Genomic DNA, 14,376 nt, shown 5'->3' with positions numbered 1-14,376 from the left:
TCCATACAAATCTTGATTAACTATGTATTCGGGTAAAATCGCCCACGGGTATAAAAGGTTTGTCCATGATTGGACTTGTAATTGTAACGCACGGACAGCTCGCCACTGAATTAAAGCGGGCTGCAGAGCATGTTGTGGGACCGCAAGAAAATTTAGAGACTGTCTGTATAGGTCCTGATGATGACATGGAACGCCGCCGCGATGATATTCGCGCCGCGGTAAAGCGGCTAGATGCTAAAAATGGCGTTATCTTGCTTACTGATATGTTTGGCGGCACGCCTTCAAATCTTGCGATTTCGATGCTGAGCGAAGGCAAGGTCGAAGTCCTTGCCGGTGTTAATTTACCCATGCTGATTAAACTCGCCGAAGCCCGTCAAACAGCCTCGCTTGATGAGGCCGCTGAAAAAGCCAAAGAGGCAGGTCAACGTTACATCGCGATTGCATCAAAAATTCTAGCAGGCGTCACTTGAGCAACACGGCAACAGCAACCGTTAGGCTTATCAATAAGCGCGGACTTCATGCGCGGGCCTCCAATAAATTTATGGAATGCGTGATGCGCTTTGATGCCCAGGTTTTGGTGCGAAGCCATAATGATGTGTGCGCGGAAACGGTAGTTGCAGACTCCGTGATGGAGCTCCTATTGCTCGGCTCAGCTTGCGGTGAAGAGATCACTATTTCTGCGACGGGCCAAGAGGCCGAGCCGGCCATAAGCGCTTTAGTGGATTTGGTTGAAGGTCGTTTCGGAGAAAGCGAATGAAGTTTTCTTGCCTATGTCTAATTGTTTTAATCCTGAGCGGCTGCGCAACCAAGGATGTTTTCAAGCCCAAGAGTCAATATCCGCCTGACCCTTGGGTAAAGGGCTATTCCAATCCTGATGATTGTTTGGGCGGTGAAAAACTCGCGGCCAGAAGATTTGATTTGCCGGCTTATCCGAGAAGGTCTTTTAATTCGGGCCGCCAAGGGTGGACGATTATCAGGCTTGATGTCTCCGAAAGTGGGGATACTGAAAATGTGGATGTTGAGCGCTCAGTACCCGACGGATTATTTGATAGCGCGTCACTCTCTGCCGTAAGGAAATGGCAATTTGAGCCGCCGAAAGACGGCGCACTCAAAAAATGCCGCGTCCTCTTAAGGTACAGAGCCGGAGAGGTGACCTTAGGTGGTTAGGTGCTTTTGAACTGTTATTAAACCCTTCTTAAGTGTTCGATTTAAGAGGATTTAAAGGGTTATTGTGATAACCACTACTTATGATGCGTGACGTGAAAATTATACCTGTAATAATGTCTGGCGGGGCAGGAAGTCGGCTATGGCCGGCCTCAAGACAAGCAATGCCTAAACAATTGCTGCCACTCGTGACTGAACAAACAATGGTGCAGGAAACGGCTGAGAGGTTGAGCGGCGACCTTTTCCATCCGCCTGTATTTATCTGCAATGCCGCACATGCAGAGCCTATTCGTACGCAAATGGCCGCGATCGATATGGCGATAGGTGCGATTATCGTTGAACCTATGGGCCGCAATACAGCGCCATGCGCGGTTATTGCAGCGCTTCACGCCAAGATTAGCGATCCTAAGGCACTTATCTTGCTCGCGCCTGCCGACCACCATGTGACTAAGCCGGATGCTTTTCGCCGTTCCGTTGCGGCGGCTATGACGGCGGCTAAGAATGGCAATCTTGTGACATTTGGGATTACCCCAGATGGGCCTGAGACGGGCTATGGCTATATTGAACAAGGCGACCCGCTTTCGCCCGGCGCCTTTGAAGTCAATGCTTTTAAAGAAAAGCCGGACCGCGAAACAGCGCAAAGCTATTTGGATAAAGGCGGCTATTTTTGGAATGCAGGTATATTCCTCTTCTCGCCTGAAACGCTTTTAACGGAAATGCGGAAATTTCATCCCGAAATCGTCAAACAGGCGAGCTTGGCTTACGGCCATGCGGGATTAGTCTCGGGCCAAGTCAATTTGGATGAAGAGAGTTTCGCGGCCTGTCCGTCAGAGTCCATTGACTATGCCGTAATGGAACCGACGGATAAAGCCGCAATTGTTCCGGCAAATATAGGGTGGAATGATATTGGGTCTTTCACCTCACTACATGCTCTTAAAAAAGGCGAAGAGGGTAATGCAGTCAAAGGGGATGTTATCGCCTATAATACGCAAAATAGCCTCATTGAAACAGATGGGCCACTGGTCACAACGGTTGGCATTGATGGCTTGGCCGTGATCGTTAAAGATGGATCGATCCTTGTGGCGAAGTTAGACGCCGCGCAGGATGTTAAGAAAATTGTCGAAACGCTGAAAGCCGAAAAGCGCAACGACAAACTCTAATTATTTAGAAGATCCAAACCAGCGGCGCATAAATTTACGAAACCCTGAGCGCTTTTCGTTCAGCTCTTGACCTGCTTTTCCGGCATGTCCGCGTACGGTATCTGCAACCTCGTCCAACTCATCGCCAATTTTATCCGTAATCGGATCGACATTTTTCTTTTTCCAGCGGCGGATTGTTCGCCATATCCAAAACAGAATAAGGAAGACAAAGAATAAAAAGACAATGTTAAACCAGGGAATGAGGAAGACATCCGGGCCGCTGACTTGTTTGACCTTGGTTGCATTGGGGAAGATAGAAAATAATCTGATGCGCCAGCCGTAATGTGTGACCGCGACCCAAGTGTCGTCTTTATTGGCAAGATTTTGGGCTTTTGCGGAAAGATCGCTACTGTCAAATTTCAAGTAAAACGGGAATGACCAACCTGTATCTTCATTCCGGTAAACGCGCGTTTTATCATTTTTATTGACCGTATAGATAAAGCGCACATCGCGTGTTTCCTGTTGGTCTGTGCCCGCATCCGGGCGATCCCAAAAGGGTGAGCCTTTACTGATATCCATGCGTTTTACGTCGGTATTAACGACCTGCACAATATCGCGTTGCGGCAGATAGTAATGAATGAGAACGACCGTAATCAGCGCGAGCAAGAATATGAATATGCGTTTAATCGTTTTCATAGTATCGTCCTTTACGAATATTGCGCCAGATAGCCGAGAAGTAAAATCACGGCGAGAGGAAAGAGATAAACGCCAATAAATAATTTGGGTTTTAATGAGCGCTCATATTTTTGCATACCGTTGGCGATAAATTCGTCTTCAGGTGTTTCAGTTTTAGCCGTTGTGTAATCGAGCTTTAGGCGTTGCCGTTTACGCAGACGCGAGACGGTCGACATGGCGAGATAAATAATTGTCAGGACAAATAGAATTAGAACGATATTGCGAACCCAGATAATCATCTCTTGCGGCCCTTTTTATTTTTACCTCTATATTTCTTTTTATCCCACTCTAATTCTTCTCGCAGGCCTCGGCCTTTACGGCGTGGGTGACGTTTTCTGTTATCGTCATCATCATCATGGGGTTTCACATAGACGACACCGTCTTTAATCAGCGGCACACCCCAAGGGCTTTTTATCTCGCGCTTCTTTTTCGTCTCGCTGTAATCCTCAGCGCTGTAGAGTGTTTCAGGCTCTTCCATTGTAGGTTCTTCACCAAATAGAGCTTCCCGCGCACCAACTTTATCCATGGCATATTCTGCGGCGAGGAATTTGGAGACATAGTCTTTTTTCGGCTCGGACCAACTCCGATAGGCGGCATAGAATAGCGGCTTGTGACAAATAAAGAGTTGCCGAAAATCCATGCGCGAGAGGTCAGAGAGCAGCATATTGACGAGGTCTCTGTCTTCATGCTGGCTAGAGCGCAAGGCATAGAAAAAGGCGGGATGCTCAGGGCCGATCTTTGGTACGCCCCCGCCCAGGCTCGCCCAGCGATACACATCCATCAATCCGCTAAATTCTGGCGGCATCTCATTGGCATAGCGCCGTTCAAGCATACGCATATTGCGCCGCGTCACGCCTTTCAGGTCGTGGCCCAAATTAGCCGCTGTTGTAATCGTGATGAAATCTATCTTTTGTTTGATAATCGCCGCCGTGCTCTCATTGGGGCGCTGCACAATTAATTCTGACAAGCCTTCATCGCGCAGAAATTTGGCAATCTCTTCGCGGTTTTCAAAGGTAAGAATATTCTCGATGGAGAGCCCGTCCAGACCGTCAATCATCTCCCGTGCAATGACGGTCGGCGTCTGGGTATCGCGAAAGACATAGACCCCGCCAAAATGAGATGTGTAATAATTGCCCTGCGTATAGCTCTGCGTTTTCAGCTCCACGGGATTACGCTGAATATTGCCGGTGCGTTTGGCAAGTTCTATCATTTCCGCAATCAACACATCATCCCACCACGCATCGTCCTCGGTCATAAAGCGTTCAATATGCCCGCCCAAAAGGTTGGCTTCGGCGACATGTTCTTGGATGGTGTCGGCCTCAATGTCGATTTGGTTGATATGCAAAAGGTCTTGCGGGTCATCCATCGCAAAGACGGAATTCATCAACTCCCCCGCCACAGCTTCACGCGCGGTCAGGGCAAAGAGCTGGTTCTCATTCTTTTCAATATAATGCCGCAGAATAGAGCGCGAGGTCGAGAATTGCGAGTTCAGCAAAGGCGCCGTTTTCTGATCCGTCGAGAGCAGAATAAACATCTGATTACAGCCTTTGGGATTCAGGTATAAGTCATCGCCAAACTCATGGCCGATTTCAGGGGAGTAACCCGCAATATCAATATGAAACTCGGTGAGTTCGGTGGTCTTGCCAATAAGGTGATCAAGCGCGCGATTATAGCGCTCGACCAAGGCCACCGACTTAACCTCGACAAGATTGCCAAACATGAGCCCATTTTTGACGAGCCGCATCATGAGGGTAGTTCCTCGATAGGGATAAAGCTAATCAATTCTGGCGCTAGAGGTTTCTCGATGTAGAAATCAAACTCACGATTTATGTCATATCTTTTTTCGGGGTCGAGATAATTTGCAAGAATAGCTTCGCTTGCGCTATATGCTTGTTTAATCATTTCGATTGGAACAGTTGCTTCGATTACTTTTGCATTGCCAATTTGTTGCAATTTAGTTTTTAAAGTCTCATCGTGAATCCAAAAATATGCGACTTCTCCCCCCCAGTGATTAAGCAAAAGTTCTACACGTCCATCATTAAAAGGAAATTTCTTTGAAACGAACCAAAATTTACCTTCTCTGGATTTTCTCTGTTGCTCATTCTGTAAAGGAGAGTTTTCAGTTATTGATTTTTTTTCTGAGGCAGACAACATTCCCGATTCAACTAATGTTGTTAAACGTGTTTCCAGAAAGTTTGATGACGATGGAATGATACCCTCAATTTTTATAATATTACGCTCATTTTCAGTTAATCGCGTAAAGTGCCAACCAAAAATAGACTGTTTTTTGACCATGCTAAGAAGTTTAGTTTCTAAAAAATTTGAATATTCTGAAGAGTATTTATTTCTCATGCATAAATAGTCGAGATTACCTTTTAAACGTGATTGTAACGCTTCAGCCTCTGAGTCCTGGTATGCGAAAAATAATTCGCTGTTCTCATTCATCAACCCTACAAGAGCATCTGGGTAAGAGTCAGGATTATTGATATCTATAGCCGCAACAGACACCTTTACTTCTTACCCTTCAAATACCGCTTCTTAGCTTTTTCTTGCCGTCCAAAGTCGCGCACCATATTCTCAATCGCGACTTCATCTGACTTATCAGCATAACGAAACTCTGAGTCCGCATATCTGTTGATTTCCTGCATGACCATATCGACTGTGATGGGGACGGAGAGGTCGGCAATCATATCTTTCTTTGTGTCATAATCTTTGAGCAGGAAGAGGTCAGGTTTTTCCATCCATTCATCGGGGAGTTCGAAATCCATGGCGCGGACTTTAATGGCGTCTGTGATGTTTTTAATCGCGCGGCCTGTAAAGCGCTCATCGACATTTTGGATGTTATTTAAATAAGTTCCGATTTTTGCGAGCGTATCTAGCTTGCCGATTTTTTTGGTTGTCTGTTCATAAACTTTTATCAGCCCGTCTTCTTGCGGCTTACTATGGGCTTCGAAACTACGGGCCACAGCTTTTTTAATTTGCTGCGTTTCAAACAGCTTATGATCTCCGACAGGAATGTTATGGTTCTTGCCCATTAAGATGTGCAGAATATCAATATAGTCTTCGCGCGTTTGCGGCCCATCAACTAAGAACCTCGCGCCCGCGCGTTGGCGCAGCGCATCATCGACATTTTCAGGATAGTTAGAAAACATCCCAAAGGTACAATTGCCGCGCACAACGGTATTCGCGCCTGCAAAGCTTTCCATCAACACGGCGGTAATCTCAAGCTGCCCCGCAGAGCTTTGGCGGTCACCGCGTTTGCCCGCAAGTTGGTCAATATCATCAATCGTGCCAAAGCCGATGACATTGGGGTCAATCAGATTATTAAAAAAGGCCTTGGCATTTTGCGCCGATTTACCCTGATAACTATCAATGCTTTCCGTAGACAGGTTTTGATAACGAAAGGGGTATCCCGCATTCTGGCAATAATCATGTATGAGGCCTGCCATCATCTGAATAAGGATGGTCTTACCTGTGCCCGGCTTACCGTCGCCCATAAAAGTGAAGATGAACCCGCCTAAATCCACAAAGGGGTTGAGCTTACGATCAAAATCATAAGCCATAATCATTTTTGCGAGCTTCATCGCTTGATATTTAGCGATGTGGTTGCCGACAATTTCATTGGGTTTTTTGAAACTCATGGTCAGTTTCGTACTGCTCCCACGGCCCGACGGCGTAAAACCATTGATGTTAAAGTCATCATCCTCGACGCGGTAATTAACCGAGGTGAAAGCCTCAAGGCGCGCCATGTTGGAGGCGCGAAGACCGACTTTTTCCATGAGCTGTTCGAGGAAAGCCGTCACCGTTGGGATAAGCTTATCTTCGCTGGTCGCGAAAATAGCGAGGTCTTGGTCAAGTTCCCAAAGCGCGCCCGTCAGCGCGAGATGAGAATTATCCGTCAGCACTTCTTCGACTTCACCGACTTCGACGTTTACGTCCGAGGCATCAGTATGGGCGTTGGCGAGCAGGAAGCTCGCCATATTGGCAAAGACATGAAGGCTTATGACGGATGAGGCCGCGAGCAGTTCCGTAAACTCAGACTTACGCGAGGCGGCCAAGCTGCCTTCAAGGTTATCTTTGAGGAGTTGGGAGAGCCCCGTATGATCGGCAAATTGATCGGCGACCACCATTGAAGTGGCGAGGGCGCGGCGCAGGCTATGCAGGACATTGGCCTGCATTGGGCTCATCAGGATTTCACTGTCATCATTTTCCTGTACGCGGTTAATGATATGCACGCCTTCGGCGCGAGCCGTTGATTTAGTGACAAGGCCCGGTGTGGTTGAGCGGAACCGGCGTCGCGTGCCTATGCCGGGCGATTTTTCTTTGGCGGGAGCTGCGCCTGATTTGGGCTTGGCTAAACGCGGTGTATGATCAAAACCATCCAGTAAGCTTTCGGCCGCCGTATATTTCTCGCGGATGAGCTCTTCTTTAATTTCCATCAAGTCGTTTGACATGGGCGTCCTATTTGTAACGTGTTATTATTTGTAGCTCAGGATTTTATTATTTCCGCCGACGACATATTTTCGTACGCCATCGAAATCGGCTTTATTTTTTTCTTCCAGCACTTGGTAAGCGCGGTGGGGCAGGATGAGTGAGCGGCGAATTTCGGTTGCGCCGCTATCGGCCATTTTGAAATCCATTTTATTAAGTGCATAAACCTGCCGTTCTGCATGTTTGAAGATGCCAACTTTTTCTTTGGTGGTGGTCTCAGCGACGAGACTTTCAACCGTCCAAGCCAGAGCCCAGTCAAGACCCGGTTCTCCATCGGCTCCGGCCAGAACATTGCGAAGCGGCCCATGTTGCTCTGTAAAGCTATGACTGTGCATTGGGCCAAGATGAAAACGCCGCAAAAGCTTGGGATGCAGATCGTTAAAGTCCTGGTCGAATCCCTTGGCAATGGTGAGGAGTTTCAGGCTCGACACGGCTTGCGCCATAAGATGACTTTGCACACGCGGCCAGCGGCGCTCATCATGGGGCAGGGCGCGGTGTGAGGTGTCTTCGAGTTCCATCATATAGATAGATGGTAAATTGGTCTGGCTGTCATAGCTCGCCCAGTGGACGAGGTAATTCCGGCGGCCCGCTTTCATGTCTTTACCCACCCAAATAATCTGCGGGTGGTTTTGCGAGAGAAATAGATCTTTCTCAGCTAAATATTCATAATAAATACGCTGGCTCAGGGCATATTGTAATTGGCTCGGCGCAGATTGCTCCGTCAGGATATGCGTGATCATATCTTTCTTCAGGCGTTCTTGGCTCGGTAGAGATTTTAAATGCTTCTTTGCCTGCGTCGCATCGGATGCCATTTGCATCAGTTCGCGGAATATTGGAAAGCCGCTCTCAGTCTTATCAATGCTAAAATTCAGATCCGCCTGCTTTTGCACGCGGTGCGCCATTAAGAACTTATAAGACAGAGCCGTGAAGGTGTTAGATAGCGCCTCTAAATATTCCTTGAGCATCTTGGCCTCAGGCGAGGTGATGAGGAGTTCTGATTTAGACAGATCCACCACCTCGGTAAGATGTACTATGATGCGTTCAAATTTTGCAAAATAGCGCCGGGTGGCTTTGGCGCTATCAAGGACTTTGTGGTCGAAAGTTAAGTCCACCTAAGTTACCCTAACCCAGCGAGCCTTCGCCGTAAGCATTCTTGTCATGCATTTCGACAATCTTCTCGAAACGGCGGGCAAAGCGTTCATCGGCTTTGACTTTCTCCTCAAGCACTTTGCGGGCAAAGACGATATGATCTTCATGGGATTCCATCATTTCCGCCATACGCGTATTGGTCGCCGCGCCGATCGCGGCCATGGCAACTTGCGCTTCTTTATCCGTGGCGACGCCAATCTCATTGATTTGGTGGGCCACATCTTGCTGTTGCGCAGTCTTTAATGATTTGGACAGAGCATCATAAAGGACAACACGTTGTTTGGTGTCTGTTTGTAGCTTATTGAGTAGCACCATCTGCGTCGCCATTTGGTTCTGTAGTGAATCCAGCCACGTTTTGCCTTTCTCGACATAGCGCTCTAGCGTCTGCGAGCCGCCTAATTTGACTTGTTCTAATTGGACAAGCTCGTTGTAACGGGCGTTTACCGTCGCCAATTCTGACTCTAGCTTGGAGCGGTCATTCGCGTTTGTCGCAACAGCCAGCTTGCCTTCAAGCTCAATCACCTGCGGGTCGAGAGCTTTAAGCTCGTCGCGTATTATCGTGAGCTCTTCAAGAGTCGTTCCGCGTTCGGCCAACGTATTTTGCAGATTGGTTTCCACCTGATTTTTATGGCGGCCGAGTTCGTCGAGTTGATCCTGCAACATGGCGCCAATCGTATTGGATTTGCCAATAAGATCCTGCAGCTTGTCCTCAATAGAGGCGACACGGATACGTTCTTGGCGCATCATTTCAGAACGCTTTTTTGAAAATATTCCCACGAATTTTTCCCACCCCGTTTTTGACCGCATAGAGTCAAAATCTTTGGAGAACCCTGCCGTGACATCATCCAAGCCTAAAATAAGCTCGGCGATATTGGCATTCATCATATCAGAATGCGCGTGAACATCCTCAAGTGATGCATTTTCGATGTCTAATGTAATATCAGTTCCTTGCGCCATTTTACTGCGCGCGGTCTCAATCTTACCGGATAATTCTGTAATTTTAGATTGCGCTTCGGCAACCTCTTTTCGAGACTTCGCGATCTGAGCTTCGAAACTGGACATATATCGTCTCCCCTATTTGTGTCCAATATACATAGGGAGTTTTGGACGATTTACAATTGTGATTCGTCCGATTTTCACGAAAATCGGATAGGGGGCAATAATTGAGAGTTCAAATCATAACCCGTGGATTCATTATGTTGTCGGGGTCGAGTGCCTGCTTTATCGACCGCATCATTGCCATTTTCACAGGGTCGGCGCGCTTTGCGAGATCCGTTTTTTTCATGATGCCGATGCCGTGTTCGGCAGAAATAGACCCGCCAAACTCGCCGACAATATCAAAAACGATTTCAGAGACGGATTGCCATTGATTGAGAAACTCTTCTTTATCCATGCCGACAGGCTGGGCGATATTGTAATGAATATTGCCGTCGCCAAAATGCCCAAAGCCAACAGGGCGGGAGCCAGGAATCTGAGCTTCCATTGCGGCATCGGCTTTTTTGAAAAAGGCGGGAATCGTATTGAGCGGGACGGTGATGTCGAACTTGATTGAGCCGCCTAAGAACTTTTGTCCTGCCGACATGTTCTCGCGCAGGGACATAATTTGCGCGGCTTGGGTTTCGTTTTGCGCAATGACGGCATCGCGGATGAGGTCTTTTTCAAACGCAGAGCTTAAGAGCTTCTCCGCTAATGCTGATCCTTCGGCCTCGGTTTCAAAGTCCCAATCAATGATGACATACCAAGTGTAAGACGTTTCAAACGGGTCTCTCTGGTCGGGGATGTTACTTACGACAGCGTTGAACCCAATCTGGGGCATCACTTCAAACATGCCGAGCCGTCCGCTTGCACGGCAATGCTCCAGCAGGTCGAGCGCTTTGGCGGGACTTTCCACGGTCGTGATGACGCGCTGTGTGTAGCTGGCTTTTGGGAAGAGTTTCAGGCTTGCTGCCGTGATAATGCCAAGCGTGCCTTCTGCACCGAGGAATAGGCGCGATAAATCATAGCCCGTATTATCTTTTCGAAGGCTCGTCAGGCCATTGTATATCTCCCCGCTGGCTAGTACGGCTTCAACACCGAAAACTAAGTCTTTGGTCGTGCCATATTTCAGAACATGGTTCCCGCCCGCATTAGTCGAAAGATTGCCGCCAATGGTGCAAGAGCCTTGCGAGGCGAGGAAGAGCGGAAATTTCCTGTTGGCTTTATCGGCGGCGTCATGCACAGATTGCAGAGTCGCGCCTGCTTCGGCGGTCATAGCATTATTGACAGCGTCCACAGCGCGAATGGTGGTCATTTTTTTAAGGGAGAATAGAACCTCGCCTTGGGGTGTTTGCCCGCCCACCAATCCTGTATTGCCGCCTTGCGGAACAATCTTGAGCCCATGCGCCGCGCAGACTTTCACCGCCTCTGAGACTTCTGCCGTTGAGCGTGGGGTGAGCATGAGTGGTGTTTTGCCAAAATATTTATCCCGCCATTCCACAAGGTGCGGCGCGATAATATCCGCGTCCTGCGTCCACGCCGCAGCGGGCAAGGCGGATTTCAGGGCCTTAAGTCCGTCTAGCATTCTACCACTCTATATCGAAAGCGGCCAGAGCAGCCGCATTTAAGGCCCCCTCGCGAAGACATTTAATTGCACCATCTTGAACCATAAGAATAGTGGACGGAATTTTCTCACGGCTCGGCCCCGTATCGAGTACGGCATCCACATCTAAGTCCGACTGAGCAGTAGTTGCGGCAGGCTCGCCGGACTTATTGGCGCTGGTCAGGGCGAGGGGCTGTTTAAAATGTTCGCGCCAAGCAATGTCGGGACAGCGCAGAGCTATGGTGTTGCCTTGGTAACAGCGACTATCTAGTTTTTTGTTTTCCACAGGTAGGACGAGCGTCAAAGGTCCAGGCCAAAACTCATTGGCAAGCTGCAATGCTGTTTTGTCAAATTTTGCAAGAGTTTTGGCAGTCTTTATGTCTCGCACACAAACGGCTAAGGGTTTATCAAAGTCACGGCCTTTAATGGCATAAACGCGGTCAATGGCTCGGGAATTATCTGCGAGGCAGGCAACACCATAAACGGTTTCAGTGGGTAGGACACAAACTCCGCATTCACTTATCACAGTTATGATTTTAGACAAAGACGTCATTGCGCTTCGTTAAATTCCGTCTCAATGCGAAGGGCCACTTCATCGCCGATCCCGAACGAAACAAGGTGCCCCATATTAAAGTCTGAGCGCAGGAATTTGGTTGATGCGGAAAAGCCGAGTGTCTTTCCGGGATTGCCGAAGGATTTACCCGCGCCGTTAAATGTCACGTCCAATGTCACAGGCTTGGTTACGCCTTTTAGGGTGAGATCGCCTGTTATGAGTCCCATTGCTTCGCCCGTCAGTTTAATACCGGTCGAAACAAAACGAATTTCAGGGAATGTATTGGCATCAAAATAATTACCGCTTGCCGCGAGCTCCTCGTCAAATTTAGGTAATCCGGTTGAAACACTCTTGGGGTCAATACGGATATCGACTGTGCTATTCTGCGGTGCTGCGGAGTCAAAATCCAGCACTCCTGAAATATCATCAAATCGTGCCGTGTAATTGGACAATCCCGCATGAGAGAGCGACCACGTTACGCTGGCATGAGTGGGGTCGAGTATATAATTACCAGTTGGCGCCGCCGCAGGTTCGAGAACAGGCGGTGTGGCACAAGCGGATAAAAGCCCAAAGGCGAGAGAAACTGTAAGTGCACGCATCATGGCTCTATTATAGTTACGCAAATGACAGAATGAAACACTTGATAATGCGGCCATATCGCGGCATTGGCGGGTTATGACGAATGACACATCTATTGAGACCGACGCGAGCGAGACTGAAAAACCCTCTATAGGCCAACGTATTCTGGCTGAAGTAAAATTTTTTGCGGGCTTGGCTGTTGTTATGCTGGCCTTTCTGACATTTGTTTGGGGGCATTATAAAATACCGTCAGAGTCGATGCAGCCCACTCTTGAAGTAGGCGATCATCTTTATGTGTCGAAATTTGCCTATGGATATTCACGCCACTCAGCTCCGTTTAACCTGCATAAATTGCCCTTTCTCAAAGACGGCAAAATATTCAGCAAATTACCCAAGCGAGGCGATGTTGCTGTTTTTCGCAATCCGAAATCTGGTATTGTTATGATTAAGCGCGTGGTTGGGCTGCCGGGTGACACGATCCGCATGCATCGCGGTAGGTTGTTTATAAATGACGTTTTAGTTCCCCGCGAAAATATTGATAACTTTCTATACAGACAACATTTGGGCAGCGTTGTCGGGGTGGATGTGTTCGAAGAAACGCTTCCCGATATGGACGGCACAAATATAATCTACGAGCAAACAGATGGCGGTAATCTTGATACGACTGAAAAGTTTCTTGTGCCCCAAGGACACGTCTTTTTCATGGGGGATAACAGAGATAACTCCACCGACAGCCGTGCGAACTTAGGGCCAGGATACGTGCCGCTCGATCACCTTATTGGTCGGGCCGACCTTATGATGTTCTCGTTTAAACGCTGTAAGGACGAAGAGAACATGTATTGCCCGCCTTTCCGGGCGATGAAGAAGCTTTAATTCGGGTTCTCTGCCGAAATTTTTATATCCACTACGACTTTTGTACTGACCCATTCATCTGTTGCCCATGAGCCAGCGCCTACATTCCATAGAGTGCGGTCCAGCGTAAGCTCGGCGTCCATTTCAGCTTTTGAGCCTGTAATATCGAGCGTGAAAGGCAGGGTAAGGGGCTGCGAAGTGTCTTTCATGGAAAGGGTTCCGCGCGCTTCGTAACGCTTATCGCCTGTCTTGATGAAATCGTCCGACCTAAATACCGCTTTTGGGATGCTTTTTACATTAAACCAATCTGTCCCGATAAGTGTGCTATCGCGTTCTTCGTCACCTGTGCTGATAGACGACACATCAATTTCGGCCACCACACTGGCCGCGTCGATAGCGTCTTCGTTAAAATTAATCAGCACATCATAGTTTTCAAATTCGCCTGTAAAGCCTTTGCCTTGCTGGGTGGCTGTGAACTTAATATGGCTGTCAGCCTTTACGACAATCCAGTTTCCAATCGGTTTCATGTCAAGAGCTGGGCTAGAGATTGTGGGCTGTGAAGATGACGTGGGTTCTGCCGCTTGGCTGCAGGCCGAGACCGTGAGGAATGTGGCCGTAATAGGTAATGCAAAATATCTCATAATAATATCCTTTACTTCATTATACGCATGAAAAGGAAAATTGCAGAAATTTTTTACACTGCTGCATCCAAATGAATAAGTTGTAACGTCTTAAGGGTATAATCAGATGAAAAGGAGACGATTATGTCAGATGAAATTGTAGGTGTTGTTTTATTCGCAAGTATACCGGCGGCGATTTGGGCTGTTAGTGCTTATCGGCACAAAACCCAAAAAGCCGCAACTGAAGTGATGAAAGCAATGGTTGATAAAGGAGAGGCTCTGACGCCTGAAACTATTCGGGCTTTGGGTATTCGGCCTAAACGTAAGCATGGTGATTTGCGCACAGGCTTGATTTTGATTGCCTTGGCTATTGCAACAATAATCCTAGGAAGTGCCATTCCTGAGAAAGAGGCCCAGCAAGTCTTTGGCGGCTTCGCCATGTTCCCCCTCTTGGTTGGCTTGGCTTATATTGGTCTTTGGACATTCATCAGCCGCAAGAATCCTGAAGATTAAACG

The 14,376-nt window shown here is 48.0% G+C and carries 17 protein-coding genes; 6 read left to right on the top strand and 11 right to left on the bottom strand.

The genetic code is table 11. The features are described from left to right. The first annotated feature begins 65 nt into the window (after nucleotides 1-65). From F569_RS0104725 to F569_RS16520, 4 genes are all read left to right on the top strand, one after another. Nucleotides 66-470, top strand: a complete 405-nt coding sequence (locus tag F569_RS0104725; protein ID WP_026941258.1) for a PTS sugar transporter subunit IIA — start codon at nucleotides 66-68, stop codon at nucleotides 468-470. Next, complete coding sequence (locus F569_RS0104720) at nucleotides 467-757, top strand: HPr family phosphocarrier protein (RefSeq protein WP_026941257.1); 291 nt, start codon at nucleotides 467-469, stop codon at nucleotides 755-757. Before F569_RS0104725 ends, F569_RS0104720 begins: the two co-directional genes overlap by 4 nt. After that, the gene (locus tag F569_RS16525) at nucleotides 754-1,167 is read left to right on the top strand and encodes an energy transducer TonB (RefSeq protein WP_051279319.1); all 414 of its coding nucleotides are present in this window, start codon (nucleotides 754-756) and stop codon (nucleotides 1,165-1,167) included. Before F569_RS0104720 ends, F569_RS16525 begins: the two co-directional genes overlap by 4 nt. Before the next feature lie 80 nt (nucleotides 1,168-1,247). Beyond that, the gene (locus F569_RS16520; RefSeq protein WP_051279317.1) at nucleotides 1,248-2,324 is read left to right on the top strand and encodes a mannose-1-phosphate guanylyltransferase/mannose-6-phosphate isomerase; all 1,077 of its coding nucleotides are present in this window, start codon (nucleotides 1,248-1,250) and stop codon (nucleotides 2,322-2,324) included. Here F569_RS16520 and F569_RS0104705 read toward each other — a convergent pair whose 3' ends face one another. The 10 genes from F569_RS0104705 to F569_RS0104660 form a co-directional block, all read right to left on the bottom strand. Further along, nucleotides 2,325-2,999 carry a DUF1523 family protein gene (locus F569_RS0104705; protein ID WP_026941256.1) on the bottom strand — a complete coding sequence of 225 codons (675 nt, stop codon included), beginning with the start codon at nucleotides 2,997-2,999 and terminating at the stop codon, nucleotides 2,325-2,327. Nucleotides 3,000-3,010: 11 nt separating this feature from the next. After that, complete coding sequence (locus F569_RS0104700; protein ID WP_026941255.1) at nucleotides 3,011-3,277, bottom strand: hypothetical protein; 267 nt, start codon at nucleotides 3,275-3,277, stop codon at nucleotides 3,011-3,013. Beyond that, on the bottom strand, nucleotides 3,274-4,785 hold the full coding sequence (locus F569_RS0104695) for a DUF6638 family protein (protein WP_026941254.1): 1,512 nt from the start codon (nucleotides 4,783-4,785) through the stop codon (nucleotides 3,274-3,276). Before F569_RS0104695 ends, F569_RS0104700 begins: the two co-directional genes overlap by 4 nt. Continuing rightward, complete coding sequence (locus tag F569_RS0104690; RefSeq protein ID WP_026941253.1) at nucleotides 4,782-5,546, bottom strand: hypothetical protein; 765 nt, start codon at nucleotides 5,544-5,546, stop codon at nucleotides 4,782-4,784. Before F569_RS0104690 ends, F569_RS0104695 begins: the two co-directional genes overlap by 4 nt. A 2-nt stretch (nucleotides 5,547-5,548) precedes the next feature. Next, entirely contained in the window at nucleotides 5,549-7,492 is a 1,944-nt protein-coding gene (locus F569_RS0104685) for an ATP-binding protein (protein WP_034387205.1), read from the bottom strand. Between the two features lie 24 nt (nucleotides 7,493-7,516). Further along, nucleotides 7,517-8,641 (bottom strand): hypothetical protein, encoded by a 1,125-nt coding sequence (locus F569_RS0104680; RefSeq protein ID WP_026941251.1) that lies wholly within the window; start codon nucleotides 8,639-8,641, stop codon nucleotides 7,517-7,519. 10 nt (nucleotides 8,642-8,651) lie between these two features. Beyond that, nucleotides 8,652-9,740, bottom strand: coding sequence for a hypothetical protein (locus F569_RS0104675; RefSeq protein WP_026941250.1), 1,089 nt, complete (start codon nucleotides 9,738-9,740; stop codon nucleotides 8,652-8,654). A gap of 109 nt (nucleotides 9,741-9,849) precedes the next feature. After that, the gene (locus tag F569_RS0104670) at nucleotides 9,850-11,238 is read right to left on the bottom strand and encodes an FAD-binding oxidoreductase (protein WP_026941249.1); all 1,389 of its coding nucleotides are present in this window, start codon (nucleotides 11,236-11,238) and stop codon (nucleotides 9,850-9,852) included. A 1-nt stretch (nucleotide 11,239) separates the two neighbouring features. Further along, entirely contained in the window at nucleotides 11,240-11,809 is a 570-nt protein-coding gene (locus F569_RS16515) for an L-threonylcarbamoyladenylate synthase (RefSeq protein WP_051279315.1), read from the bottom strand. Continuing rightward, nucleotides 11,806-12,411, bottom strand: a complete 606-nt coding sequence (locus F569_RS0104660) for a YceI family protein (RefSeq protein WP_026941248.1) — start codon at nucleotides 12,409-12,411, stop codon at nucleotides 11,806-11,808. The genes F569_RS16515 and F569_RS0104660 overlap by 4 nt, the downstream gene beginning before the upstream one ends. Nucleotides 12,412-12,484: 73 nt before the next feature. On the opposite strand from F569_RS0104660, the gene lepB reads away from it, so the two are divergent. Beyond that, nucleotides 12,485-13,261: a signal peptidase I gene (lepB, locus tag F569_RS0104655; RefSeq protein WP_051279312.1), complete on the top strand. Its 777-nt coding sequence runs from the start codon at nucleotides 12,485-12,487 to the stop codon at nucleotides 13,259-13,261. On the opposite strand, the gene F569_RS16510 is transcribed toward lepB, so the two are convergent. Beyond that, nucleotides 13,258-13,881 carry a YceI family protein gene (locus F569_RS16510; protein WP_051279310.1) on the bottom strand — a complete coding sequence of 208 codons (624 nt, stop codon included), beginning with the start codon at nucleotides 13,879-13,881 and terminating at the stop codon, nucleotides 13,258-13,260. The genes lepB and F569_RS16510 overlap by 4 nt on opposite strands. 123 nt (nucleotides 13,882-14,004) lie before the next feature. Between F569_RS16510 and F569_RS0104645 the strand changes: the two genes are divergently transcribed. Further along, nucleotides 14,005-14,373 carry a DUF6249 domain-containing protein gene (locus F569_RS0104645; RefSeq protein ID WP_026941246.1) on the top strand — a complete coding sequence of 123 codons (369 nt, stop codon included), beginning with the start codon at nucleotides 14,005-14,007 and terminating at the stop codon, nucleotides 14,371-14,373. The last annotated feature ends 3 nt before the right edge of the window (nucleotides 14,374-14,376 follow it).

Origin of the sequence: Hellea balneolensis DSM 19091 (assembly GCF_000428525.1) — a bacterium.
In the GTDB taxonomy this organism is placed as follows: domain Bacteria; phylum Pseudomonadota; class Alphaproteobacteria; order Caulobacterales; family Maricaulaceae; genus Hellea; species Hellea balneolensis.
The sequence above is the reverse complement of the archived record's forward strand: the minus strand, read 5'-3'. Positions and strand labels throughout refer to the sequence as shown.

Excerpts from the sequence above, each read along its gene's own strand:
- F569_RS16520 (WP_051279317.1), top strand. The coding sequence starts at position 1,248 with ATGATGCGTGACGTGAAAATTATACCTGTAATAATGTCTGGCGGGGCA.
- F569_RS0104725 (WP_026941258.1), top strand. The coding sequence starts at position 66 with ATGATTGGACTTGTAATTGTAACGCACGGACAGCTCGCCACTGAATTA.
- F569_RS0104645 (WP_026941246.1), top strand. The coding sequence starts at position 14,005 with ATGTCAGATGAAATTGTAGGTGTTGTTTTATTCGCAAGTATACCGGCG.
- F569_RS0104700 (WP_026941255.1), bottom strand. The coding sequence starts at position 3,277 with ATGATTATCTGGGTTCGCAATATCGTTCTAATTCTATTTGTCCTGACA.
- F569_RS0104660 (WP_026941248.1), bottom strand. The coding sequence starts at position 12,411 with ATGATGCGTGCACTTACAGTTTCTCTCGCCTTTGGGCTTTTATCCGCT.
- F569_RS0104685 (WP_034387205.1), bottom strand. The coding sequence starts at position 7,492 with ATGTCAAACGACTTGATGGAAATTAAAGAAGAGCTCATCCGCGAGAAA.
- F569_RS0104695 (WP_026941254.1), bottom strand. The coding sequence starts at position 4,785 with ATGATGCGGCTCGTCAAAAATGGGCTCATGTTTGGCAATCTTGTCGAG.
- F569_RS16515 (WP_051279315.1), bottom strand. The coding sequence starts at position 11,809 with ATGACGTCTTTGTCTAAAATCATAACTGTGATAAGTGAATGCGGAGTT.
- F569_RS0104675 (WP_026941250.1), bottom strand. The coding sequence starts at position 9,740 with ATGTCCAGTTTCGAAGCTCAGATCGCGAAGTCTCGAAAAGAGGTTGCC.
- F569_RS0104705 (WP_026941256.1), bottom strand. The coding sequence starts at position 2,999 with ATGAAAACGATTAAACGCATATTCATATTCTTGCTCGCGCTGATTACG.
- F569_RS16510 (WP_051279310.1), bottom strand. The coding sequence starts at position 13,881 with ATGAGATATTTTGCATTACCTATTACGGCCACATTCCTCACGGTCTCG.
- F569_RS16525 (WP_051279319.1), top strand. The coding sequence starts at position 754 with ATGAAGTTTTCTTGCCTATGTCTAATTGTTTTAATCCTGAGCGGCTGC.
- F569_RS0104670 (WP_026941249.1), bottom strand. The coding sequence starts at position 11,238 with ATGCTAGACGGACTTAAGGCCCTGAAATCCGCCTTGCCCGCTGCGGCG.
- lepB (WP_051279312.1), top strand. The coding sequence starts at position 12,485 with ATGACGAATGACACATCTATTGAGACCGACGCGAGCGAGACTGAAAAA.